Consider the following 22,207-nt stretch of genomic DNA (forward strand, 5'->3'; position numbering starts at 1 on the left):
ACAGTGTTAATCGTGCGTTATGCGTCGCCACCCTCGGAACCGGGTGCCGCCTTGGGGGCCGCGTTCACATCGTCGATGCGGTACTTGGCGGCGGCCTCGGCGGCTTTGGCCTGGTCGATCTTGCCTTCCTTGGCCAGACCGGACAGCGCGGCCACCACGATCGACGCCGCGTCCACGTTGTAGACACGGCGCGCCGCGGGGCGCGTGTCGGAGAAACCGAAACCGTCGGTGCCCAGGGAGATGAACTGGCCCGGGACCCACTGGCGGATCTGATCCGGGACCGCGCGCATCCAGTCCGAGGCGGCCACGAACGGGCCCTGCGCCTGGGACAGGACCTTGGTGACGTACGGCAGGCCCGGATCCTGGTCCGGGTGGCGCAGTTTGGCGATCTCCTTGGCGAGGGCCTCCTTGCGGAGCTCGCCCCACGAGGTCACCGACCAGACATCGGCCTGAACGCCCCACTCCTCGGCCAGCATCTGCTGGGCGCGCAGGCCGTCGGGCATGGTGACGCCAGCGACCAGGATCTGGGCGCGCACATCGCCCGCCGCGCCCGGCTTGTAGAGGTAGATGCCCTGCAGCAGGCCCTCCACATCCAGGTTCTCCGGCTCGGCCGGTTGTGACTGCGGCTCGTTGTAGAGGGTGATGTAGTAGAAGATGTCCTCGCCGCCGAACTCGTGGTGCTGGGAATGCGCCTCGGGATCGGTGCCGGGCAGGGCCTCCTGATAGCTGTTGGCCACGCCGCCGCCGTACATGCGGCGCAGACCGTCGCGCACGATATGGGCGATCTCGAAGGCGAACGCCGGATCGTAGGGGACGCACGCCGGGTTGGTCGACGCCAGCAGCAGCGAATGACCGTCGTTGTGCTGCAAGCCCTCACCGGTCAGCGTGGTGCGGCCCGCCGTGGCGCCGAGCACGAAACCGCGGGCCATCTGATCCGCCGCCGCCCAGATGCCGTCGCCGGTGCGCTGGAAGCCGAACATCGAATAGAAGATGTACAGCGGGATCATCGGCTCGCCGTGGGTGGCGTAGGAGGTGCCGACCGCGGTGAAGCTCGAGGTCGAACCGGCCTCGTTGATGCCCTCGTGCAGGATCTGGCCGACGCTCGACTCCTTGTAGGCGAGCATGAGTTCCGCGTCGACCGAGGTGTAGAGCTGGCCGTTGCGGTTGTAGATCTTCAGCGACGGGAACCAGGAGTCCATACCGAAGGTGCGGGCCTCGTCCGGGATGATCGGCACGATGCGCTTGCCGATCTCCTTGTCGCGCAGCAGTTCCTTCATCAGGCGGACGAAGGCCATGGTGGTGGCGACGGACTGCTTGCCCGAACCCTTGCGGATGGAGCGGTAGGGCTCGTCGCCCGGCAGCTGCAGCGGCTTGGCCTTGGTGCGGCGCTCGGGCAGGAAACCGCCCAGCTGCTTGCGGCGGTCCAGCATGTACTGGATCTCCGGGGCGTCCTGGCCGGGGTGGTAGTACGGGGGCAGGTACGGATCGCGCTCCAGCTCCGCATCGGTGATCGGAATGCGCTGCACGTCGCGGAACGCCTTCAGATCATCGAGGGTCATCTTCTTCATCTGGTGCGTGGCATTGCGGGCCTCGAAGTGCTTGCCCAGGCCGTAGCCCTTGATGGTCTTGGCCAGGATGACCGTCGGCTGGCCCTTGTGCGCCATGGCCGCCGCGTAGGCCGCGTAGATCTTGCGGTAGTCGTGGCCGCCGCGCTTGAGGTTCCAGATATCGCCGTCGGACAGGCCCTTGACCAGTTCCTTGGTGCGCGGGTCGCGGCCGAAGAAGTGCTCGCGGACGTAGGCGCCGTCATTGGCCTTGTAGGTCTGGAAGTCGCCGTCGGGGGTGGTGTTCATGAGGTTCACCAGCGCGCCGTCGCGGTCGGCCTGCAGCAGGGCGTCCCACTCGCGGCCCCACACCACCTTGATGACATTCCAGCCGGCGCCGCGGAAGAACGACTCCAGCTCCTGCACGATCTTGCCGTTGCCGCGGACCGGGCCGTCGAGGCGCTGCAGGTTGCAGTTGATGACGAAGGTCAGATTGTCCAGGCCCTCGTTGGCCGCGACCTGGATGAGGCCGCGCGATTCCGGCTCGTCCATCTCGCCGTCGCCGAGGAAGGCCCACACATGCTGATCGGCGGTGTCCTTGATGCCGCGATCGTGCAGGTAGTGGTTGAAGCGCGCCTGGTAGATGGCGTTCATCGGGCCCAGACCCATGGAGACCGTGGGGAATTCCCAGAAGTCCGGCATGAGCCGCGGGTGCGGGTAGGAGGACAGGCCGTGGCCCGGACCGCCGTGCGAGTACTCCTGGCGGAAGCCGTCCATCTGATCTTCGGACAGGCGGCCTTCCAGGAACGCGCGGGCGTAGATGCCGGGGGAGGCGTGGCCCTGGATGAAGATCTGGTCGCCGCCGCCCGGGTGGTCCTTGCCGCGGAAGAAGTGGTTGAAACCGACCTCGTACAGCGCCGCCGAGGACGCGTAGGTCGAAATATGGCCGCCCACACCGATACCGGGCCGCTGCGCGCGGTGCACCATGACCGCGGCGTTCCAGCGGATGTAGGCGCGGAAGCGGCGCTCCACCTCCTCGTCGCCCGGGAACCACGGCTCGTTCTCGGTGGGGATGGTGTTGACATAGTCCGTGGAGGTCAGCGCGGGGATCGCCACGCGGCGCTCCCCGGCGCGCTCCAATAGCCGCAGCATGAGGTAGCGGGCCCGGCCGGGACCCTCGCGCTCGAGCATCTCGTCGAAGGAGTCCAGCCATTCGCTGGTCTCCTCCGGATCGATGTCCGGCAGGTATGACGCCACCCCCTCGCGGATCACTCGGACCCGGCCCCCCGCCGGGGGTTTGCGCGCCGGGCCGTTTGTGGGACTCGACGAAGAGATCGGGTGCATCAGGTCGGTCAAGACATTTGCTCCTCGTACACAGGGGTGGGACATCATGGCGTCAGTACCCCGGGTAGCCGCTGATGGGCGGCATACCCGTAACGATTGGTTTGGGGCGCATCTCACATCCTCGTGCATGATGCGTCCCAGGTCATCATGTCAGCCGGAAATCCAGTACGGTCTCCAGGGAACCGGCCTAGGCGGAACGGGGAGGACGATGAAGCTGCTGAACCCGCGTGGGTTCGGGATGTTTTGCACTACTGCGACCCTTGGCGCGGGATTGGTTCTCGTAGGTTGCGCCAACTCGGTCGAGGGTACTCCGACAGCCGATCAGGCTGCGGCCACGTCGTTTCGGGCCGAAGCGGCCTCCTCTTCGGCGGCGGCTACCTCGTCGAAGAAGGCCGCCGCGCAGGCGAAGGCGATAGCCGACAACTGCAATCCGTTCCGCACCACCACCGGGACGGCAGTCGACCGCTACAACGACTTCGTCGACGCCCACGACGGCAATACCGCGGACCAAGCGCAGAAGCGCGACACCGCGGCCAACGCCCTCGACGATGCGGCGCGCACCGTGGAAACCCAGGTGAACGCGTCGGGCGCGGACCTGCCGACGGACCTGGCCACCAAGCTCACCGACTACGTGAACGCGGCCCGGGCGCTGGCGGCGGAGGTGCGCAAGATGTCGTCGACGTCGTCGGTCGCGCCGCTCAACGAAGCGAGCCGCACGGTCAACGACGCGCTCAATGCGGTGCGGAGCGCCTGCCCCGCTCGCTGACGATTCACATCGGCCGATGCGAAGCGAGCGCGGGTCTGGTGAAACCGGTTGTGAGCGGGGCGAATCTGGGCGGCGTGTCGGGTGAAATGTGCCCGGCGCGGCGTGTCGGTGCACAGACTCTCGGGTCTCACATAAGACATTTAGGGTGCGAATTCGGTCGATCGGCTTGCGCTGAAGCCCATAACCATGTTCGCTTGCAACTACCTATTGTCTCGGGAGTTGAGGAGGACACCACCGTGGTCGCCGCGGCGGACGCGCAGAACTACGCTCAGAAGCTTGGCATTGCACACGGCATGGTGGTTCAGGAACTGGGCTGGGACGAGGATACCGACGACGACCTGCGGGCGGATATCGAAGAGGTCGTCGGCTCCGAACTCCTGGACGAGGACACCGACGAGGTGGTGGACGTCGTACTGCTCTGGTGGCGGGACGGCGACGGCGACCTCGTGGACGAGCTGATGGATGTCATCACTCCCCTCGCGGACGACGGTGTCGTCTGGGTCCTCACCCCCAAAACCGGCCAGCCAGGGCATGTCGACCCGAGCGAGATCGCAGAATCGGCCACCCCGGCCGGCCTGACCTCCACCACCCCGGTAAGCCTCGGCACCTGGACCGGTACCAAACTCACCCAGCCCAAAACGCCCTCGAAGCAGCGCTAACTCGCGTCTTCGCTAAGGTTTTCGCCAGACGGCGCTCACCCCCGGTGAGCCGCCGCCTGCCCGAATGCCCGACAGATGGAGGTTCCCGCATGCCACTAGAGGTCGGCGTAGTCGCCCCGGACTTCACCCTGAAGGACCAGAACAACCAGGAAGTAACCCTCTCGTCCTTCCGCGACAAGAAGAACGTCCTGCTCGTCTTCTACCCCCTGGCCTTCACCGGCATCTGCCAAGGCGAACTCTGCAAGGTCCGAGACGAACTCCCCAAGTTCCAGAACGACAACGCAGAAATCCTCGCCATCTCGGTGGGCCCCCCGCCCACCCACAAAATCTGGGCAGCCGAACAGGGCTACACCTTCCCCCTCCTCTCCGACTTCTGGCCCCACGGCGCCGTAGCCCAGTCCTACGGCGTCTTCAACGAAAAATCCGGCTACCCCAACCGCGGCACCTTCGTAGTAGACAAGGACGGCATCATCCGCTTCGCCGAAATGAACGGCCCCGGAGAGCCCCGTGACCAGCAGGCTTGGGAGAAAGCGCTCACCGCGCTAGATTCATAGACCGTTGCGCCGCCACACCCGGCGCACCCGGGGCGTATAGCTCAGCGGTAGAGCACTGGTTTTACACACCAGCGGTCGGGGGTTCGATCCCCTCTGCGCCCACTCCCGAAAACCCAGGTCATGCCTGGGTTTTCGTGTATCAGCATCGATCTTGGAAGCAATCTGTGTTGGCATTCGTGTAGCAGTGATTGTTAGCTGTGTACTAGCCTCGGTGCGAAGCTGGCCTGGCGGTCCCATCAGAACGACGCTGTGGGTTGTCGACTTAGGTAAGACGGTGTCCATCACCGTTCAGCTGCGGTGCTGGTGGCAGTCATCTAGGCTTAGCGATAGTCTCGGGCTGAGTGAATCCGGGGGTTGGGAATTGGTGGATCCGGTATCGCTGGGGATTGCGGCGGCAGCACTGTTGGCATCGAAGTTCGGGGAAAGGATCTCCGAACAGGCTGCCACGAGCAGCTGGCATGCGATCGGCCAACTGCGGGAACTTATCGCTCGGAAGTTCGGGCGCGACCCCGAAATACCTCGTGCCCTAGCCGAATTGGAGCGGAATCCTACGCTGGAAAACCAGGTTGCCGCCGCCGAGGTGATCGACGGCGCCGTGCGTACTGACCCAAGTTTCGCTGCCGCCTTGCAGCAACTGGTGGACAGCGCACGCCAGGACACCTCGATCGACGTATTCGTTGCCAATGCCTACGACCAAGCTCGGCAGGTCAACATTCGCGGTGACAACACCGGGACCATCAACCTCAGCTGACTAAGGATCCCCGTCGTGTCCGGGTTCGAGGCTCGCGACAACGCCCAGCAGGTGAATATCGCCGGTGACCACACCGGCGACATCACATTGGCGGGTGTTTGCGAGACCTCACCGCCGCGCCCGGTGGTAACTGCTGCGTTGCGTCGTGATGTGGTCACGTTCCTCGGGCGTGATCGAGAGTTGGCACGGATCCTCGCTGTAGTGGGGCCGGGGCGGATGGTGTCGATCCACACCATCGACGGTATGGCAGGGGTTGGAAAAACAGCCCTCGCGGTTCGCGCCGCTCACGAGTTGAGACCCAGGTTTCCCGATGGGCAGTATTTCGTTGAGTTACACGCACACACTCCGGGCCAACCGCCTGCCGACCCCTCTGACGTGCTGGCCGGGTTGTTAGGCGGGCTCGGCATCGACCCTCGGTATCTGCCTGACACCCTGGCCGGGCGGCGGGACATGTGGCGCGACCGCTTGTCCGGTAGGCGAGTGTTGCTGGTGCTCGATGATGCTCGTGACCACGCTCAGATCGAGCCTCTGCTGCCTGGTGGGCGCGAGTGTCTGACGTTGGTGACCAGTCGGCGGCGGCTGATCGCACTGGATGAAGCACTGCCGCTGGCGTTGGAAGTCCTCGACCCTGGTCCCGCCATCGACCTGTTTACTCGCCTGGCTAATCGCGCACCGGCCACGAACACCGACCAGGTGGCGGTGGCGGAGTTGGTGCGGCTGTGCGGATATCTGCCGCTTGCGATCGTGTTGCTGGCCGGGCGGCTGGCCCATCACGCGACTTGGAGCTTGACCGGGTTAGCCGATCAGTTTGCAGCCGCTACCGACCGGCTGACCGAACTTCAGGCCGGAAATCGCGCGGTTCGCGCGGCGTTCACTGTTTCCTACCAAAGCCTCACACTTCGCCAGCAGCGGGTGTTTCGCCGGTTGGGGTTGCATCCCGGGCCCCACATCGACGCCGAAGCTGTGGCGGCACTAGCTGACCTCCCGCTCCTGGCAGCACGGGAGGAGCTGGAGGCCCTCTACACCGATCACCTGATCGACGAAATAGTCCCTGGCCGCTATCGATTACACGACCTGCTACGCGTCTACACTCTTACCTTGACTCGTGATGACCCCGCCAGCGAGAACAACCAAGCCTTAGGTCGGCTACTGGACTATTACCAAAGTACTGCTTTGATTGCGGACCGATGGCTGGCGTGCCGCACTTGCCCCACTGTGGCCACGCCACTCCCTCCCAGTCTCACTCCAGAGTTCGGAGACGAAATACAGGCGATGGCATGGATGCGTCTGGAACGAGCGAACTTACTGGCCTGTCTTGAATACATCGCCCTCCACCAGCCCTCACGAATGGTTAGGCTGACTGAATTGCTGGCAGGGTTGCTTGAACGGGACGGGCCGTGGCCTTTGGCTGAGCAACTGCATCAACGTGCGGCGGAAGCCGCCGAACAACTAGGCAAGCAGGCTGCCCATGCCAGCGCCCTCGACGACCTCGGCACCATAAAGTGGAGATCCGGGGATTTCGAGCAGGCCGCGAATCTGCACCAGCGGGCCCTGGCAATCTTCCGGGAGACCGGCAATCGCCTCGGTCAAGCTAACGCCCTGAACAATCTTGGCCTCCTACGTAGGACCACCGGAGACCCGGTGCAAGCCGTTGATTTGCACCAGCGGGCCCTGGCGATCTTCCGGGAGACCGGCAATTGCCTCGGTCAAGGTAAAGCCCTCAACAGTCTTGGCAACGTGCATCTGCTGATTGGTGAGTATGGGAGGGCCGCTCATCTATACAAGCAGGCCCTGACGATCTTTCAGAAGATCGGCAACTGCTTCGGCCGAGCTAGCACCCTAAACAACCTTGCTCTCCTACATCAGGACGCTGGTGAGTATGGGGAGGCCGCCGATCTGTTCAAGCAGGCCCTGATGATCTATCAGGTGACAGGAAACCGCCTCGGTGAAGCGAACAGTTTCAACAACCTCGGTCTGGTGTGCAGGGACACCGGCGATTACGCGCAAGCCGCTGATCTAAGCCGGCAGGCCCTGACGATCTTCCAGGAGACCGGGAACCGCCATGGCCAAGCTGGTGCGCTCAACAGCCTCGGCAATGTGAGCTGGTACATCGGGAAAAATGAGCAGGCGATCTATCTGTACGAGCAAGCCTTGACGATCTTCCGGGAGCTCGGTGATTGTGTCGGCGAAGCCGATATTCTCACCAACCTTGGTCTTGTGCACAGGGATATCGGCGAGTTGCGGCAGGCCGCGAACTTGCATCAGCAGGCACTGGCGATCCACCGAGACGTTGGCTGCCGCCTTGGCGAAGCGCATGCCCTAACCAATCTCGGCGACGTGTGTCGGGCGACCGGTGAGTACCCGAGGGGCGCGGATCTGTACGAGCAAGCCTTGACGATTTTCCAGGAGCTTGGCAACCGTGCTGGAGAAGCCGAGGTGCTAAACGGCACCGGGGGACTATTGCTTGCGACCGGCGCACCCGAGCGGGCGCTAGTGATGTTCACCGACGCATTCGCACTGGCACGCGACATCAACAGCCCGCTTGAACAGGCTCATGCACTGGAAGGTACTGCCCGCTGCCAGGCTCGCCTCGGTGACACTGCCATGCCTTGCCTGCGTGAAGCGATCGAGATCTACCGCCGGATCGGCGCACCCGAAACTGATAAGGCTGTGGCTTTTCTTGCCGAGCTCGAATCATGCTCCTCACAGGACGGATAATTCACAGTCCATCCTGTGCAGTCGTTGGTGACAGCTGCAGGGCCGCTTGTGTTGAGGCAATCGACACTCACGTGTTTCAGACAGCTGTCCAGACATAGGTTTCATGTCCATTCGTGTTCTGTGCGGAATGCTGCAAGAGTCGCTGACCAGCTGGACGAAGGCGGCGTACATCAGCGGCGACGGCGCGGCTCAGCCGAGCTGGTTTCACACACCAGCGGTCGGCGGTTCGATCCCGTCTGCGCCCACCAGAGAGAAATCGCAGGTCAGAAGGCTGCGCAATTCCTTCTGGCGTATAGCGCGCCAGGTGATTTGGCCGCTGATCTGCAGTAATTGCGCTGTTGGCGGTTCGAACCCCGCAGGGTCCTTCAGGCTGAAGGCAACTGGCGTGATCAGTATGGTCAGAGTGATAAGCGCGGTGGTGTCGCTCGCACTGAGGCTCCGGCTGCTCGGGTGGGCAATCTGCGCTGGTTCGGCGGCCGTTCTCGCTGCGGGTGCTGTAGGTCTTCTCCTTGGCAATGTTGCTGATTGCCCTGCTGAGTTTCCGCAAGTCGGGAGGGTTCCTCAGTTTCGCTGGTGACGACGATGCGGTGTTCGCGTTTGGACATGTCGACTCTTCGTGAGCGTCAGTCTGGTGTGTTTGCAGCTTATACCCTTCTGTTGAACTGCTGTCAAACAAGCATATGGGGATGGACTCTAGTAAGCTTGTTTGACATTGTCCCGTCAGAACGCTAGAGGGGTGTGGCTGCAGTGCAGTATGACGTACTTGCTCGGCTGCTGCCATTGCTGCGGCGAGCGGGAGTTACTGTCTTAGCGGGGACACAGAATGATCTGGTGCTGAGGGTATCGGGGGACATGCCTGCCGTTCGCGTAGATCTGAAGGCGGTGCGACAGCGGCTTTGGGCGAGTACGACAAACCACAGCACTGAGGGCATCCGGACGTTGTATGTAGCGCCGTCGGCCGCGCCGGATGTTATTGCTGCTGCCGTCGCCGGGGGATTTGATCTGGTTACGGACGATCCCGAACTGGTGATCGTCGGCGGGGTCGTCCTGCTGCAGTCGGAAGAACCGAGACGTCGTCCCAGCAGTGGCAGGCCTGCCTGGGGCCGAAGCGCGGTCTTGCGTGTGCTGGCCTTGGCTTCCCGACCACTACAGCAGTCCGAACTCGCGTCGGCGATCGGTGTCAGCCAGCAAGCCGTCTCTCTTGCGCTGAGCAGGCTGTCGTCCACCGTGACTCGTGACGAGCATGGCTGGATCGCTCTCGAAGGTGCACTCGAGTCTTGGGAGCGTGACTATTCGGGCCCTGGCGGGACTGTCAGCTACTGGTATGGCCTGGACGATCCCGCAACGCAAGCGAATACCGCTTTGCAGTTACTGGACGAGTTGGGGTTGAACGCTGTTGTGTCCGGCGATCTCGCCGCAGACACCTACGCGCCCTGGCAATTGCCCACCACCGTGCGCATGTACCTGCCCGAGATCATCGATTTCACCGTCGTCGGGTTCTCTCCGGCCGAGCCGAACGACGCGACGATGACCATTGTGGTTCCCGAAGATCCCACGGTCGCACACGTTGCTGCCGCCTTTGGCACCCGCTACGGCGGGCGGCACCTTCTTGCCGACGCCGCAATCACCTTGTGGGACTTGCTCAATACCAGCACCGCGCCCACCGAAGATGAAGCGGCCGATCGGCTGCGGGACGTGATCCGCAGTGGAGGGCTCGGTGTCTGACCATCCTCGTGCACAGCTGCACATCATCTCCACATCGAACGCGGCCGATCGCGGCTTCCTGGCTCTTGCCGATCTCGCGGCCGCTGCCGAGGGCCTTCCCGAGACCAGTTATCGAGTCATCGGTGGGCACATGGTGCAGATGCTCCAGCACATCTATCCGTTGGAGGGCTGGCGGTTGCGTGGCACAGCCGATGCCGACGCCGGTATGGACAAAGAGGCCCTTGTCGCTGCGGAACGACAGTTGCACCAGGAGATGCTCGTCCTCGGTTATGAACTCGAATCGGGAAACCGCTACACCAGGGTCAGCGACAATGGCAGGCTCGATGTGGATATCCTTGTCGCGACTTACGGCAGCGCAGGCCAGAGCGAGGTTGCCGGCCGTGCATTCGACTCGGCGCCCGGCCTGCATCTGGCTGTGGCCGGTGACGCGGTCATCGCAAACGCGCGCGTGGATCTGTTCGCAGGTGGAACCATCGAATTCACTGTTCCGGTACCGGATGTCGAATCGGCTGTGGTCCTCAAAGCTCTCGCTTGGCGAAAACGGCTCGCCGACAAGGACGTCATCGATCTGGCTACGCTGTTCGAGATCGTTCATCAGCACCGCACCGAGATCCGGACCTGGCGGCTGGCCGATACCAGGCTCATCGGTGCGCGCCGAGACGCAGTCGCCGCGCTTGCCATGCTCGTCTCGAACGTCGATCAAGGCAAGTGGCGGAGCGAGTTCGCCGGCTCCGCGAACTACGCCAGATTCACCGCCATCATTCGCCGAAACGTCGGAATCTGAGTTCACGTTGGTGACGAGAGGATGCTGAGCTTGTGCGGGTCCGGAACCCGAGTTCGGCGTATCCGGATGCGCGTTTGCGGAGCGAGGAGGCGATCACCGGTGTTAGCATATCGTGATAATCGTGGACGGTCGCGGTGGTCTTGCCGGTGTGGGCGCGGGTGATGCGTCCGGCGTACTGGACGAGGCGGCCTTTGAACGAGACGGGTGCGGCCAGGAACAGGGTGTCGAGAGCGGGGTAGTCGAAGCCCTCACCGATGTAGGAGCCTGTACCGACGAGCAGCCGCTTGCTGCGCGCGCTGCGATGGATTCGGTTAGTCAGGACTCAGCTCGATCGCGTTGTCTGGTCGCCTGTGATGAGGCATACTTGCGTCTGCATCTGTCTGGGCTCGCCCTGGGTCGTCCAGGCATGAGTAGGTGAAAGGTGGTGTGGCAGAGACCTTATGAGACGGTCTAGATTCATGTGCAGTTGTTTCATTACTTTGGACGTTTAGTCCAGGCTGCCCAAAAACCGGCTTAGATCTCCGCCAGCGAGCATCACCAAATCAAGTTTCTGAGGGATCCCTGAGGCGAAGAACCTCCCAGGGGTCCGATAGCTATGCGCTTTGCACCTACCGGTCCGGCCATTGCCCGGACCGGTCTTTGGCGTGCCCACCCAACTTGGTGTGCCCGCGCTGCCTCTACCCGTATCAGCTGGCCAAGGCCAGTGTTGTCAGGCGCGAGGCAGTGCTGCTGTCGAGTGCTGGAAGGGCATCGAAGCCATGAACCAGAACTCCTTCCGCTCTGCAGCCGGGGTGCTCGCTGGCGTACCGGCCACCCTTGCTGGAGCTCTGGGTGGAGCTCCGTGGTGGGCGGTTGCCTTGATGGTCACCGCCACAATGGCGTTCAGCATTGCTGTTCCGCTGTCGGGGCTCGTTCTTGAGCACTTGCGGCAGCGAAAAGGAGACATGTTGGACACGCAGTTCGAATCCGCCGTGGCTGACATCAGCGACCCTGAGAAGAGGATTGAGGCGATCTTGAAGTATCGGCGGCTCACAGGTCAGCTGGGCTCGGAACAGTGGCGTGATCCGCCAGCTGCACAGCCGCTTGATCCGGTCGAGGATGGGGAGGGCAGTGGACCTCAGGCGCCGAACTAGGTGCTGTCGGTCGCGTGGCACGGCAACCAGCGGCAACGCTCGTTCCGCTGCTGATTCGAGTTCACGCAGACACGACCCTAGAGCAATGATCGTCTATTTCGGCCATACCGTGATCGGTCCGACGTGCCGAATATTTTACAGGGCATGGTTTGTCGTCGGGGGTCACTGATCGGGCGGCGGATCATCTTCGGACTGGATACGCGCCCGGATCCCGTCCACGGTGCGGTCCTTCGGAATCCGTTCCGGCCAGACGATCACGGTCACCAGCACTGCGAGGGGAAGGCCGATCGCGACGGCCCATCCGAGCGCGGTCCATCCGCTATTCATCGAATCTCGTTGTCTCGTACCGATATCGGCTCTACGTCGATCACTGGCACGGACACCGCCACGAGGGCCGACAGCACAACGGCGTGGAGGTCCGCCAGTTCGTCCGGGCCGATCGGCCACCCGTCCGGTCCGACTATCGACCATGTGCCGTCGTCGTGCTGGAGGTACCGCCCGGTGTCCATCGCTGAGTCCATGGCCCGTCCCCTTCTCCTCCGGTGTCGTTGGTTCGCACCCACCGCCGGGGAGCCATGGGGGGCACGGGGTTCACCCCGCGGCGGAGCTGAAATACACGCTAAGCGTGCGTATTTGGGCCTGCTGCCGCCTTGGTGTCCACAACCGTCTACAGCCGGGGCAAAGCACGGTTACCGTGGGTTCATGGACCCCGGCGGGGAGAACATCACAGGTGAGATGCTGCGGGCCGCGCGGGAAGCGGCGGGGCTCAGCCTGTCTGCGCTGGCTGCACGCACGCACTACAGCAAGCCGATGCTGGGGATGTTGGAGACCGGGCAGCGTCAGATCCACCCGGAGCACGTCCGGGCCTACGCGGATGCGTTGGGGGTTGGATCGGCGCTGTTCATCGAACCGGCGGACGGCGAACGGGCGGCGGCCGAATGGGTTCAGCGGGCAGCTGCGTCGGATATCGGCGGGGACACTCTGGAACGCCTGGAGTTGGCGGTGGACGACCTGGCGGCGAGCTACCCGACGACTCCGCCGGGCGAACTGCTCGTGCGCATTCGCCAGCATCTCGGCTATGCCGGTCGGCTCATGGACAGCCGGAAGACCTTGACCCAGCACCGCCGACTGCTGGTCACGGTCGGCTGGCTGTCGCTGCTGGCGAGCACATGCCATATCGATCTGGGTGAAGCCTCCGCCGCCGCGGCGCGTGGCCATCTGGCGTGGAAGCTCGCCGACGAAGCGGGGCACCGGGAGATCGCGGCATGGTGCCTGGAGACACGGGCGTGGCAACAGCTCACGGACGGCGCGTTCAGCGAAGCCGCCGAGCTGTCCCGCGCCGCACAGACAATCGCTCCCGAGGGTAGTTCGGCGTTCATCCAGGCCACCGCACAGGAGGGCCGCGCACTGGCAAGGCTCGGGGACGGTGTCGGCACATACGGGGCGCTGCGGAGAGTTGCCAGGCTGGTGTCCGGACTCAGCGTTCCTGACCGGCCGGAGCACCACTTTCGGTACGATCCGGCGAAATCGGATGCCTACGTGGCCACCACGCTGGCCTGGCTCGGCGATCCGGCGGCGGAGCCCTACGCGCGGCACGTACTTGCCGATCTTGCGGGCGCCGCTTCGGTTCGCCCGCGTCGGATCGCTTCGGCGAATCTGGATTTGGGGCTGGCGCTGGTCGCTTCCGACAAGCCCGATGAGGCAGCGGACATGGCCCTGGCGGCAGTCGCCTCCGGGTATCTGGTGCCGTCGAACTACTGGCGCGTTTCTGAAGTGGTCTCGGGGATCGAAGGCCGTGGCGCACCCGACGCAGCCGTGGTGCGCGAAGCGTTCCGCGACACCTATAGGACTTAGCGATCGGCCTGCACGGTGCCATCATCCGAGCGGTGAAATCCACTGGCCCTTGCGCTCAGGCAGGGGTGATACGCCGGTTCGGTGCGGAGCCAGGGCGGTCCGGCAGGGGACGGTGGGCAGTGTGGGGGACGTCGGGGCGGGTTTGCCAGGGGTGGGGGCCGGTCAAGGGGCGGTATTCGACGCCGAGGGCGGCTAGGCGGGGGAGGTGGTGGTCGCGGAGGCGGGGGAGGAATTCGGTGAAGTCGTGGAGGGGTGGGCTCCAGGCGGTTTCGGAGATTGCGCAGAGGCGGGGGAAAGTGGCGTAGTCGATGCGGCGGGCTGTGTCGAGGTGTTCGGTCCAGATTTGGGCCTGGATGCCGAGGATGTGGGGGGCGTTGGCGGGGGTGTAGGCGTGGACGTGCTCCAGGGTGTGGAGGTAGCCGACTGGGATTGGCTCGTTGGGGTGGTCGGACTGGCGGTGGTCGAGGTAGTAGGCGGATTCCGGGCAGAGGACGACTTTGTGGCCTGCGTGGGTGGCTCGGGTGGCGGCGGTGTCGTCGCGCCAGGCGCCGATCACCATTGGTGGGAGGGCGTCGATTTCGAGGACCTCGTCCCAGGCCAAGGGTGTGCGGCCGCGGGATGTCAGGTACTTTGCCAAGTCTGCGACGAATTGGCCGTGGGCGGGGGTGGCGCCGGGGGCCTCGTCGCCGCCTAGGCCGATGATCTGGGAGGGGAAGATGGTGAGGACGTGGTCGAAGACGCGGTGGAAGAAGTTCAGGGCGTAGTCGGAGGGGTGGAGGAGGTTGGTGCTGATGCCCCAGGATGTCCAGACTTCCCAAGGGGTTTCGGGGGCGGGGCCTAGTTCGGGGTAGGCGGCGATTGCGGCGCGGGAGTGGCCGGGGACGTCGATTTCCGGGATTACGGTTATTGCTCGGGCGGTGGCGTAGGCGACTATTTCGTGGAGGTCGTCGGTGGTGTAGAAGCCGCCGTGGGGGCGGCCGTCGCGTTCTGGGCCGTCGTGGCGGCCGACCATCGAACCTGTTCGCCAGGAGGCGATTTCGGTTAGGCGGGGGAAGTCGGGGACTTCGATACGCCAGCCCTGGTCGTCGGTCAGGTGGAGTTGGAGGACATTGAGTTTGTGTGCGGCGAGGAGGTCAATGAAGCGGAGGACCTCGGCTTTGGTTCGGAAGTGGCGTGCTACGTCCAGTAGGCAACCGCGCCAGGCGAAGCGGGGATAGTCCTCGATGACACCGCATGGGACAGTGAGGGTGCGGCCGGGGATGGGGGCGGCGCGGAAGGCGTCGGGTCCGGCCAGTTGGCGCAGCGTCTGCCGGGCGTAGACCAGGCCCGCGGCGTCGGAGGTGCGCACCTCGATGCCGGTTGGCGTGATGGTCAGGCGATAGCCCTCGGCGGGAAGGGTGGGGTCTGTATGGACCACGACTTCGGTGGGGTAGGGGCAGGTTCCGGGCTGCGGGGTGGCTGAGACTGGGCGGGGGAGGAGCGTGTCGAAACCTGGGATCAGCCCCTCGTTACCCGCGATCGGCCCTTCAGTACCCGGCATCAGCCTTTCACCGCCCCGTCTAGGCCGGATACCAGTTTGCGTTGGACCAGGATGAACACCACCAGCGCTGGGATTGTCATTAGGGTTGAGGCCGCCATTACCGCGCCCCAGTCGGTGTCCTCTGGTTTGAAGAACACCAGGACTGCTTGGGGCAGTGTTTGGTTTTCGGTTTTGGAGATGATGAATGTCTTGGCGAAAAGGAAGTCGTTCCAGGCGTGGATGAAGGACAGGACGCTCACCGCTGCCAGGCCGGGTAAGACCAGCGGCATGAGGATCTGCCAGGTGAAGCGGAGTCGGCTCGCGCCGTCGATTTTGGCGGCTTCCTCGAGTTCCATCGGCACGGCGGCGGTAAAGCCGCGCAGCAGCCAGATTGCCAGGGGCAGGCTGAATACCAAGTCCACCAGAATGATCGAGCCGAGTTCGTTGAGGCCGAAGGCGGGGGCGGCGTCGCCGATGGAGCGCATGAGGAAGAACAGGGGAATCGTCAGGGCCTCCACCGGGATCATCTGGGCGACCAGGATCATGACCAACAGCACCGTTCGGCCGCGGAAGCGGAAGCGGGTCAGCGCCACCGCTGACAGGAACGACAGCAGCAGGGAGAATGCCACCACTACGACGGCGACCAGCAGGCTGTTGAGGAAGTAGCGGCCGAAGCCGTTCATCGACAGCACTCGGCTGAAGCTGTCCCAGCTGGGGGCCAGCGTCCACGGTTTCGGTGTGGCCGATTGGAGCTCGCCCGGTGGCTTGATCGCCGAGAGCACCATCCAGTACAGCGGGAAGGCGACGAGGCCGGCGATCACCACGGTGATGGTTTCGGTGATCAGACGACCTACTCGACGTGGGCGAGTTCGATTGGGCGACAGGGGTTTCACGATCATGGCTCGCTCCGTCGCTGGGTGCGGACGTAGAGGCCGGTGATCGACAACAGCAGCAGGGTCATGATGACGCCGATTGCCGAGCCGAGGCCGTATTCCTGTCCGGCGAAAGCCTTTTGGTAGGCGTAGACATTGAGCACCAGGTTGCGCCCGGCCACGCCGCCGCCATTGGTCATCACATAGATCTGGGTGAAGATCTTGAAATCCCAGATGATCGACTGCACCGTCGCGATGAACAGCAGCGGTCGCAGGATGGGCAGGATCACGGAAATCGTGGTGCGCCAGGTCGATGCGCCGTCCAGGGCGGCGGCCTCGAGCACCTCACGCGGTATCGCCTTGATGCCCGCGTACATGGTCACCATGACGAACGGGAACGAACACCAGATCACCTCGGCGGCAACCAATCCGAAGGCACTGAGGGTGCCGTAGGTCCAGGAGTGGCCTTCCATCGAGCGGAATCCGATGCCGGACAGCGCCTCGTTGACCAAGCCGAAGTCGGTGTCGAACAAGAACAGCCAGACGTAGGAGCCGGCCACGGCGGGCGTCGCCCAGGCGCCGAGTGCGGCGAGGAACAACAGGGTGCGCGGCACCGCGCGCACCCGGGTGGCCAGCACCGCCAAACCGGTGCCGACCGTCAGTGCGCCGATCACGCAGACCGCGCCGAATCCGAAGGTATTGGCCAGCACCGTCCAGAACTGGCTGTCACCCAGCAGCGCGCGATAGTTGCCCAGTCCGACCCAGCGCAGTGGCGCCGCGCCAGCGGCCTGTTCCTGCCCGTAGTCGTAGAACGAGATCAGCACGATCTGGTAGATCGGATACACCAGGATCGCGAGCAGCAGCAGCCCGGCGGGGGCGAGGTACAGCCACGCGGTGACGGTATCTCGGTGCAGGCGACGGGGTTTCGGGGCGGGCGGGGCTGCCGGGTTCAACACCGGTAGTTCTTGGACAGCCATCGGTGGGCCTACTCGAACGCCTTGTTCATCTCGGCCGCCGCGGCGTCCAGCGCCGCATCGGGACCTGCGGCGCCGGTGGCTATCCGCTGCAGCGCGGTGGGCAGGATGTTCTGACTGTCGATCTTCGACCACGCCGGCGTGCTCGGCACGAATTTCGTTCCCGCTTGCAGGGTTTGAACGAACGGCAGCAGGAACGGATCGTTGGCCGCGAGCTTGCTCTGGACACCGCTCAAGGTCGGCAGATTGCCCATTGCCTGGTACATCTTCTCCTGATACTTCGGGCCCGCGAGCAGTTCGGCGAATTCGACTGCCAGGCCGCGCCGTTCGCTCGCCTTGAACACACCGAGCAGGTTGCCGCCCGCGAATGCCGGTGCGACCGAATCGGCTCGGGTGCCGGGCAGCGGAATCACCGCGTAATTGCCCTTGACCGCACCCTGTTCCATGGCCTTGCGGTTGAAGTCGCCGCCGATGGTCATGCCGGCTTTGCCGCCCGCGAAGGCGGTGACGCTCTGGGTGCCGGTGAGATCGGCGCACTGCGCGGGCGGGCAGATATCGTCGCGGATCAGTTCGGTGTAGCGGGTGATGCCTTCCTTCGCCCGGTCCGAGTTCACCGCGGCATTCCAGCCTGCGCCATCGTTGACCGCGAGTTCACCGCCGTGTGCCCACAGGAACGGCAGCATTGCGTAGGTGTACTTGCCGCCCACCGCGATTCCGTACAGCTCGGGTTTGGCGGCGCGAATGCGGCGGGCGGTGTCGGCGAGCTCGGCGAGCGTCGCCGGCGGTCGCAGTCCCAGCTCGGTGAACACGTCGGTGCGGTAGTAGAGCGCGCGAATGCCGGTGAACCACGGCAATCCGTAGGTCTTGCCCTCGAATTTCGCCGTGTCGAGCACCGAGTCGATGAGGTCCCCGCCCTCCGGCCAGGACGCGATATCGGCGCTGAGATCGGCGAACGCGCCGGTGACGGCATACCCCGCGAGATCGGTATTGCCGAACTCGGCGAGATCGGGCGCATTGCTCGGATCGTTGAACGCGCCCGCGAACTTGTCGGCGCGCGCCGCCACCGGCACCCACTGCACGTCGACCGTGACATCCGGTTTGCCCGAGGTGAATTCCGCGATGGCCTCATTGATCACCGCCTCCTTGGGGGCGCGGTTGGCCTCGTCGAACAGCCAGACCCGGACGGTGCCGGTCTTCGCGTCGCCGCCCTCGCCCGCCGGACCCGACTGCACCGGTGCGCATCCGGCGAACAGGAGCGCCGCGGCTCCAAGGATGAGTGCGCGTTTCGTAAGTCCGCCAACGACTCTGGGCCGGAAATCTCGGTGCGACATCAGGTACCTTCTAAGTCACGCTCGGCGATTGCAAATTATGCAACGGTGATTGCGAGTTATGCCACTAAGTTCTAGCACCAACCTGGATCACGTTCAATAGCCGAATGTGGGCTGCTTCACATCGATGGGCGGCATGGCATTTCGTGCCAGACTGGCTGACCATGAGCCTCGCGAGCGCGCCGACCGTCACCTGTGGAGATCTCGTCCGTACCCAAGCCGAGGTGCTCGAGCGGGCTGGGCGGTTGGCTGCGGCGCTCGTGGGGGCCGGGATTGGGCGCGGCGATCGGGTGGCGATCATGGCCCGGAATTCGATTGAGTTTCTTGAGATTTCGCTTGCCGCTGCGAATTGCGGGGCCAATCCGGTGCCGGTCAACACACGATGGCAGGCGCGCGAGGTGGCGCACGTGCTCGCCGACGCGGGCGTGCGGGTGATCTTCGCGCAGGCCGAGTTTCTGCCGGTTGTCGAAGCGGCCGTGGCGGATGTCGCGGTGAGGCCGACGGTGGTGGATTTTTCGATGATGGAGGAGTGGATCGAGGGGCGGCGGGAGTCGCTCGGTCATGTCGAGGGGGCTATTGCGGACAGTTTGGGGTTGATCTACACGTCCGGGACGACTGGTGCGCCCAAAGGGGTAGTGCGGGAACGGATGTCGGCGGAGCAGGTGCTGGGGATCGCGGGGGCTACGGCTCAGCGGATGGGGTTGGGGCCGGGGGTGCGGATGCTGGTTGCGGGGCCGCTGTATCACACGAGCCCGAATGCGGTGGCCGTCTTGGGATTGCGGATGGGGGCGGACATAGTGATCATGCCGCGGTTTTCGGGGGAGGAGTTCTTGCGGTTGATCGATCGGCATCGGATTCAGCAGGTGAAGGTGGTGCCGACCATGTTGTCGCGGGTGCAGTCGTTGCCGGCGGAAATTCGCGGGCGTTATGACATTTCCAGCTTGACTCACGTCATTCATTCGGCTGCGCCGTGCGCTCCGAGCGTGAAAAGGGCTGCCATCAGCATGTTCGGGGATGCGTTGTGGGAGTTTTACGGGTGTTCGGAGGCCGGGACCATTACGTGGATCAGTGCTGCGGAATGGCTCGAGCATCCGGGCAGTGTGGGCCGGCCGGTTGACGGGTCGGCGGTGCTCATCGCCGACGAGGACGGTAAGCCGCTACCCGTCGGTGAGGTCGGCCGGGTCTATGTGCGCGGGGCCGATTACTGGCCGGCGTTCACCTACCTGGGGCAGGGTGCGCCGGACAGCCCTGTGGCAGGCATGATTTGGGTGGGGGATATCGGCCGGGTGGATGCCGACGGCTGGTTGTATCTGACCGGTCGCAGTAGCGAGATCATTATTCGCGGGGGCGTGAACATCTATCCCGCCGAAGTCGAGAATGCGCTCATGGCAGTGGACGGCGTCGAGGACGCGGCCGTGTTCGCCATTCCTGACGCCGGTGATCTCGGGGAGGCCGTGGCGGCGCACATTGTGGCGCGGCCGGGCTCGGAGATCAGCGATGACACCATGCGGGGCGCGCTGACCGGGCGGCTGGCGGATTACAAGATTCCGACCACGATTCGGATCGTCGACGCACTGCCACGGGATGACAGTGGGAAAATAAACAAGCGCCAATTGCGTTCGCTGTACACATCGGAGTACGTCGACTAAGGGGCTCGAGTATGCGGGTGGCGAGGTCGTTCGGCAGGTACGGGGTCGCGCTGCTCGCCGTTGTGGTGCTTTTTCTGGCGACCGGCTGTACCGGGGCGAAGGATGTCGCTGCCACGGGTTTTCGGTTCCAGGTGCGGGAGGGATCGAATCTCAACTACTTCTTCCGGGATGGCGACAGCGCGGCTCATCTGGTGCTGCGGTCGGGGGAGAATCTGCGGATCGTGGTGGCCTTTCCGGCGGGGAACAGCGGTACGGGGGTGTGGTTCGAACCGCTCGCGGCAGGGGCCGAGTGGGAGCTCGGCGCGGCTCCGGAGGCACGGGCGGATACGGACTCTCGTGGGCGGCCGCGGCACGGGATCGAGTTCGAGGCGTCGGTCGCGGCGCCGAGTCTGACGTTGCGGCAGGCCGTGCTGTCGAATGTCCGGGTACTGCGGGACTACAACCAGAAGGGCATCGTACCGGCCGAAGTTCTTGTACCGCCGATGCTTTCGGACAACACCCTCACCTGGGATCGTGACCGGCTCGACGGCGGGCCGGGCTACCAGCTCAGTCTCGAGGTCGTGCACGGAACGGCGACCTCCGGTGAGGTGATTACGGCGGGCGCCGACGGCCGGATCGGCCTGCGCGTCACGGCGATGACCGGCGATACACCGCTCGCGCCGCTGGCGGGAAACGAGCTGTTGAACGGTTCCGAGGCCGACAACGAGAGCGCGAGGAACACCCTCACCTTCCTGAGCTACCGGGAGAAGTTTCTCGGCGGATCCTGGCAGTACAACACGTATTTCGGCCGTGACACCCTGATCTCGATGATGATGCTCATGCCGGTGCTGGCCCCGGATGCGACGGAGGCGGGCCTGCGGGCCGTGCTGACCAGGCTCGGCCCGGATGGGACTGTCGCTCATGAGGAGTCGCTGTCGGAGTTCGCGGTGCTCACCCGGAAACAGCAGAACGCGGCGCTGACCGGTGAGCCGATTCTCGACTACAACATGGTCGACGAAACGTATTTGCTCGCACCGGTTGCCGCCGCCTATCTGCTCGACGATCGGGCGGGCGTGGGACGCGCGGAAGCCTATTTGCGAGGCGACCTCGGGCAAGCATTGGTTCGCAATCTGCGATTGGTGGTGTCGAGCGCGGCGGCCTTCGCCGATGATCCGCGGTTCGGGAATCTGATCGCATTGCAGGCGGGCCGGGATTCCGGGCAGTGGCGCGACAGCGATATCGGGCTCGGTGGCGGTCGCTATCCGTACGACGTCAATGCCATCCTGGTGCCCGCCGCGCTGGAGGCGACGGCGCGGCTGCTGGACAGCGGAGTGCTCGCGCCGTTCCTCGACGACGCTGCGCGCCTGGACCTGTCGTTCGCCGCGGCGCATGCGAAGGTCTGGCGGGCCGAGGCGCCGCGCTTGTTCACGGTGACCGTCGACCCGCAACGGGCCCAGCAGGCGATCGACGCCTACGCCGCCGGAATCGGCGTGCCCGCGCAGGCGGTCGGATCGAATCCCGTGACGTTCCCGGCGGTTTCGCTCGGCGCGGACGGCGGGCCCATCCCGATCGTCCACTCCGACGATGTCTTCGACCTGTTGTTCGGCGCTCCCACGCCCGATGAGCTCGAGGCGAAGGTGACCGCCTTGAGTCGCCCGTTCCCGCTCGGTTTGTTGACGGGCGCGGGGATGGTCGTGGCCAATCCGGTCTTCGCGAGCCCGGATCTGCAGGCGCGATTCACCACGCACGACTACCACGGCACGGTGGTGTGGTCCTGGGTGCAGGCGGCGTTCGCCAGCGGTCTGGAACGCCAGCTGCGGCGCACCGACCTGCCGGGTCCGATCCGGGATCGGCTGGCGGCGGCCCAGGATTCGCTGTGGGACGCGATCGATGCGGCGGCGGATATGCAGAACTCCGAGCTCTGGGGCTGGCGATTCGAGAATGGCGCATTCCAGCCGACGCCGTTCGGCGCGAACACCGCCGATGTCACCGAATCCAATGCGGCGCAACTGTGGAGCAGCGTGTATCTCGCGGTGCGGCCGCCCGGATCCTGA

General features: G+C 64.5%; 18 protein-coding genes and 1 tRNA gene. 12 read left to right on the forward strand and 7 right to left on the reverse strand.

Features of this window, described 5'->3' with window-relative positions; all coding sequences use genetic code 11:
* Positions 1–17 precede the first annotated feature (17 nt).
* The gene (gene aceE, locus ACFVIV_RS14310) at positions 18–2,888 is read right to left on the reverse strand and encodes a pyruvate dehydrogenase (acetyl-transferring), homodimeric type (protein ID WP_379196376.1); all 2,871 of its coding nucleotides are present in this window, start codon (positions 2,886–2,888) and stop codon (positions 18–20) included.
* Between the two features lie 208 nt (positions 2,889–3,096).
* Here aceE and ACFVIV_RS14315 point away from each other — a divergent pair, with 208 nt between their 5' ends.
* From ACFVIV_RS14315 to ACFVIV_RS14355, 9 genes are all read left to right on the forward strand, one after another.
* Complete coding sequence (locus ACFVIV_RS14315; RefSeq protein WP_379196154.1) at positions 3,097–3,654, forward strand: hypothetical protein; 558 nt, start codon at positions 3,097–3,099, stop codon at positions 3,652–3,654.
* Positions 3,655–3,890: 236 nt separating this feature from the next.
* Entirely contained in the window at positions 3,891–4,313 is a 423-nt protein-coding gene (locus tag ACFVIV_RS14320) for a DUF3052 domain-containing protein (RefSeq protein WP_379196378.1), read from the forward strand.
* A gap of 89 nt (positions 4,314–4,402) precedes the next feature.
* A complete protein-coding gene (locus tag ACFVIV_RS14325; protein WP_379196156.1) occupies positions 4,403–4,867 on the forward strand; it encodes a peroxiredoxin in 465 nt (154 codons plus the stop codon).
* A 30-nt stretch (positions 4,868–4,897) separates the two neighbouring features.
* Positions 4,898–4,969, forward strand: a tRNA-Val gene (locus tag ACFVIV_RS14330).
* A gap of 172 nt (positions 4,970–5,141) precedes the next feature.
* Positions 5,142–5,618 carry a hypothetical protein gene (locus ACFVIV_RS14335; RefSeq protein ID WP_379196158.1) on the forward strand — a complete coding sequence of 159 codons (477 nt, stop codon included), beginning with the start codon at positions 5,142–5,144 and terminating at the stop codon, positions 5,616–5,618.
* Positions 5,619–5,633: 15 nt separating this feature from the next.
* The gene (locus ACFVIV_RS14340) at positions 5,634–8,336 is read left to right on the forward strand and encodes an ATP-binding protein (RefSeq protein ID WP_379196160.1); all 2,703 of its coding nucleotides are present in this window, start codon (positions 5,634–5,636) and stop codon (positions 8,334–8,336) included.
* 852 nt (positions 8,337–9,188) lie between these two features.
* Positions 9,189–10,061, forward strand: a complete 873-nt coding sequence (locus ACFVIV_RS14345) for a hypothetical protein (RefSeq protein WP_379196162.1) — start codon at positions 9,189–9,191, stop codon at positions 10,059–10,061.
* A complete protein-coding gene (locus tag ACFVIV_RS14350) occupies positions 10,042–10,845 on the forward strand; it encodes a hypothetical protein (protein WP_379196164.1) in 804 nt (267 codons plus the stop codon). Before ACFVIV_RS14345 ends, ACFVIV_RS14350 begins: the two co-directional genes overlap by 20 nt.
* Before the next feature lie 758 nt (positions 10,846–11,603).
* Positions 11,604–11,978 carry a hypothetical protein gene (locus ACFVIV_RS14355; protein ID WP_379196166.1) on the forward strand — a complete coding sequence of 125 codons (375 nt, stop codon included), beginning with the start codon at positions 11,604–11,606 and terminating at the stop codon, positions 11,976–11,978.
* A 162-nt stretch (positions 11,979–12,140) separates the two neighbouring features.
* Here the strand turns inward: ACFVIV_RS14355 and ACFVIV_RS14360 are convergent, their stop codons facing one another.
* Together ACFVIV_RS14360 and ACFVIV_RS14365 are read right to left on the reverse strand one after the other, a co-directional pair.
* Complete coding sequence (locus ACFVIV_RS14360; RefSeq protein ID WP_379196168.1) at positions 12,141–12,305, reverse strand: hypothetical protein; 165 nt, start codon at positions 12,303–12,305, stop codon at positions 12,141–12,143.
* A complete protein-coding gene (locus ACFVIV_RS14365) occupies positions 12,302–12,499 on the reverse strand; it encodes a hypothetical protein (RefSeq protein WP_379196170.1) in 198 nt (65 codons plus the stop codon). Before ACFVIV_RS14365 ends, ACFVIV_RS14360 begins: the two co-directional genes overlap by 4 nt.
* A 181-nt stretch (positions 12,500–12,680) precedes the next feature.
* On the opposite strand from ACFVIV_RS14365, the gene ACFVIV_RS14370 reads away from it, so the two are divergent.
* On the forward strand, positions 12,681–13,832 hold the full coding sequence (locus tag ACFVIV_RS14370) for a helix-turn-helix domain-containing protein (protein WP_379196172.1): 1,152 nt from the start codon (positions 12,681–12,683) through the stop codon (positions 13,830–13,832).
* A gap of 55 nt (positions 13,833–13,887) precedes the next feature.
* Here the strand turns inward: ACFVIV_RS14370 and ACFVIV_RS14375 are convergent, their stop codons facing one another.
* From ACFVIV_RS14375 to ACFVIV_RS14390, 4 genes are all read right to left on the reverse strand, one after another.
* Positions 13,888–15,249, reverse strand: coding sequence for a beta-N-acetylhexosaminidase (locus ACFVIV_RS14375; RefSeq protein WP_379196174.1), 1,362 nt, complete (start codon positions 15,247–15,249; stop codon positions 13,888–13,890).
* 122 nt (positions 15,250–15,371) lie between these two features.
* Entirely contained in the window at positions 15,372–16,250 is an 879-nt protein-coding gene (locus tag ACFVIV_RS14380; RefSeq protein WP_379196176.1) for a carbohydrate ABC transporter permease, read from the reverse strand.
* Entirely contained in the window at positions 16,247–17,200 is a 954-nt protein-coding gene (locus ACFVIV_RS14385) for a carbohydrate ABC transporter permease (protein WP_379196177.1), read from the reverse strand. Before ACFVIV_RS14385 ends, ACFVIV_RS14380 begins: the two co-directional genes overlap by 4 nt.
* A gap of 8 nt (positions 17,201–17,208) precedes the next feature.
* The gene (locus ACFVIV_RS14390) at positions 17,209–18,429 is read right to left on the reverse strand and encodes an extracellular solute-binding protein (protein ID WP_379196179.1); all 1,221 of its coding nucleotides are present in this window, start codon (positions 18,427–18,429) and stop codon (positions 17,209–17,211) included.
* 260 nt (positions 18,430–18,689) lie between these two features.
* Between ACFVIV_RS14390 and ACFVIV_RS14395 the strand changes: the two genes are divergently transcribed.
* A complete protein-coding gene (locus ACFVIV_RS14395; RefSeq protein WP_379196181.1) occupies positions 18,690–20,174 on the forward strand; it encodes an AMP-binding protein in 1,485 nt (494 codons plus the stop codon).
* Positions 20,175–20,185: 11 nt separating this feature from the next.
* Positions 20,186–22,207: a hypothetical protein gene (locus ACFVIV_RS14400; RefSeq protein ID WP_379196183.1), complete on the forward strand. Its 2,022-nt coding sequence runs from the start codon at positions 20,186–20,188 to the stop codon at positions 22,205–22,207.

The sequence above is a fragment of the Nocardia sp. NPDC127526 genome (assembly GCF_042672265.1).
Taxonomy (GTDB): Bacteria; Actinomycetota; Actinomycetes; order Mycobacteriales; family Mycobacteriaceae; genus Nocardia.

Coding starts and splice junctions, on each gene's coding strand:
- ACFVIV_RS14345 (WP_379196162.1), top strand. CDS start 9,189: ATGCCTGCCGTTCGCGTAGATCTGAAGGCGGTGCGACAGCGGCTTTGG.
- ACFVIV_RS14380 (WP_379196176.1), bottom strand. CDS start 16,250: ATGATCGTGAAACCCCTGTCGCCCAATCGAACTCGCCCACGTCGAGTA.
- ACFVIV_RS14385 (WP_379196177.1), bottom strand. CDS start 17,200: ATGGCTGTCCAAGAACTACCGGTGTTGAACCCGGCAGCCCCGCCCGCC.
- ACFVIV_RS14355 (WP_379196166.1), top strand. CDS start 11,604: ATGAACCAGAACTCCTTCCGCTCTGCAGCCGGGGTGCTCGCTGGCGTA.
- ACFVIV_RS14315 (WP_379196154.1), top strand. CDS start 3,097: ATGAAGCTGCTGAACCCGCGTGGGTTCGGGATGTTTTGCACTACTGCG.
- ACFVIV_RS14325 (WP_379196156.1), top strand. CDS start 4,403: ATGCCACTAGAGGTCGGCGTAGTCGCCCCGGACTTCACCCTGAAGGAC.
- ACFVIV_RS14400 (WP_379196183.1), top strand. CDS start 20,186: ATGCGGGTGGCGAGGTCGTTCGGCAGGTACGGGGTCGCGCTGCTCGCC.
- aceE (WP_379196376.1), bottom strand. CDS start 2,888: ATGCACCCGATCTCTTCGTCGAGTCCCACAAACGGCCCGGCGCGCAAA.
- ACFVIV_RS14370 (WP_379196172.1), top strand. CDS start 12,681: ATGGACCCCGGCGGGGAGAACATCACAGGTGAGATGCTGCGGGCCGCG.
- ACFVIV_RS14395 (WP_379196181.1), top strand. CDS start 18,690: ATGAGCCTCGCGAGCGCGCCGACCGTCACCTGTGGAGATCTCGTCCGT.
- ACFVIV_RS14360 (WP_379196168.1), bottom strand. CDS start 12,305: ATGAATAGCGGATGGACCGCGCTCGGATGGGCCGTCGCGATCGGCCTT.
- ACFVIV_RS14365 (WP_379196170.1), bottom strand. CDS start 12,499: ATGGACTCAGCGATGGACACCGGGCGGTACCTCCAGCACGACGACGGC.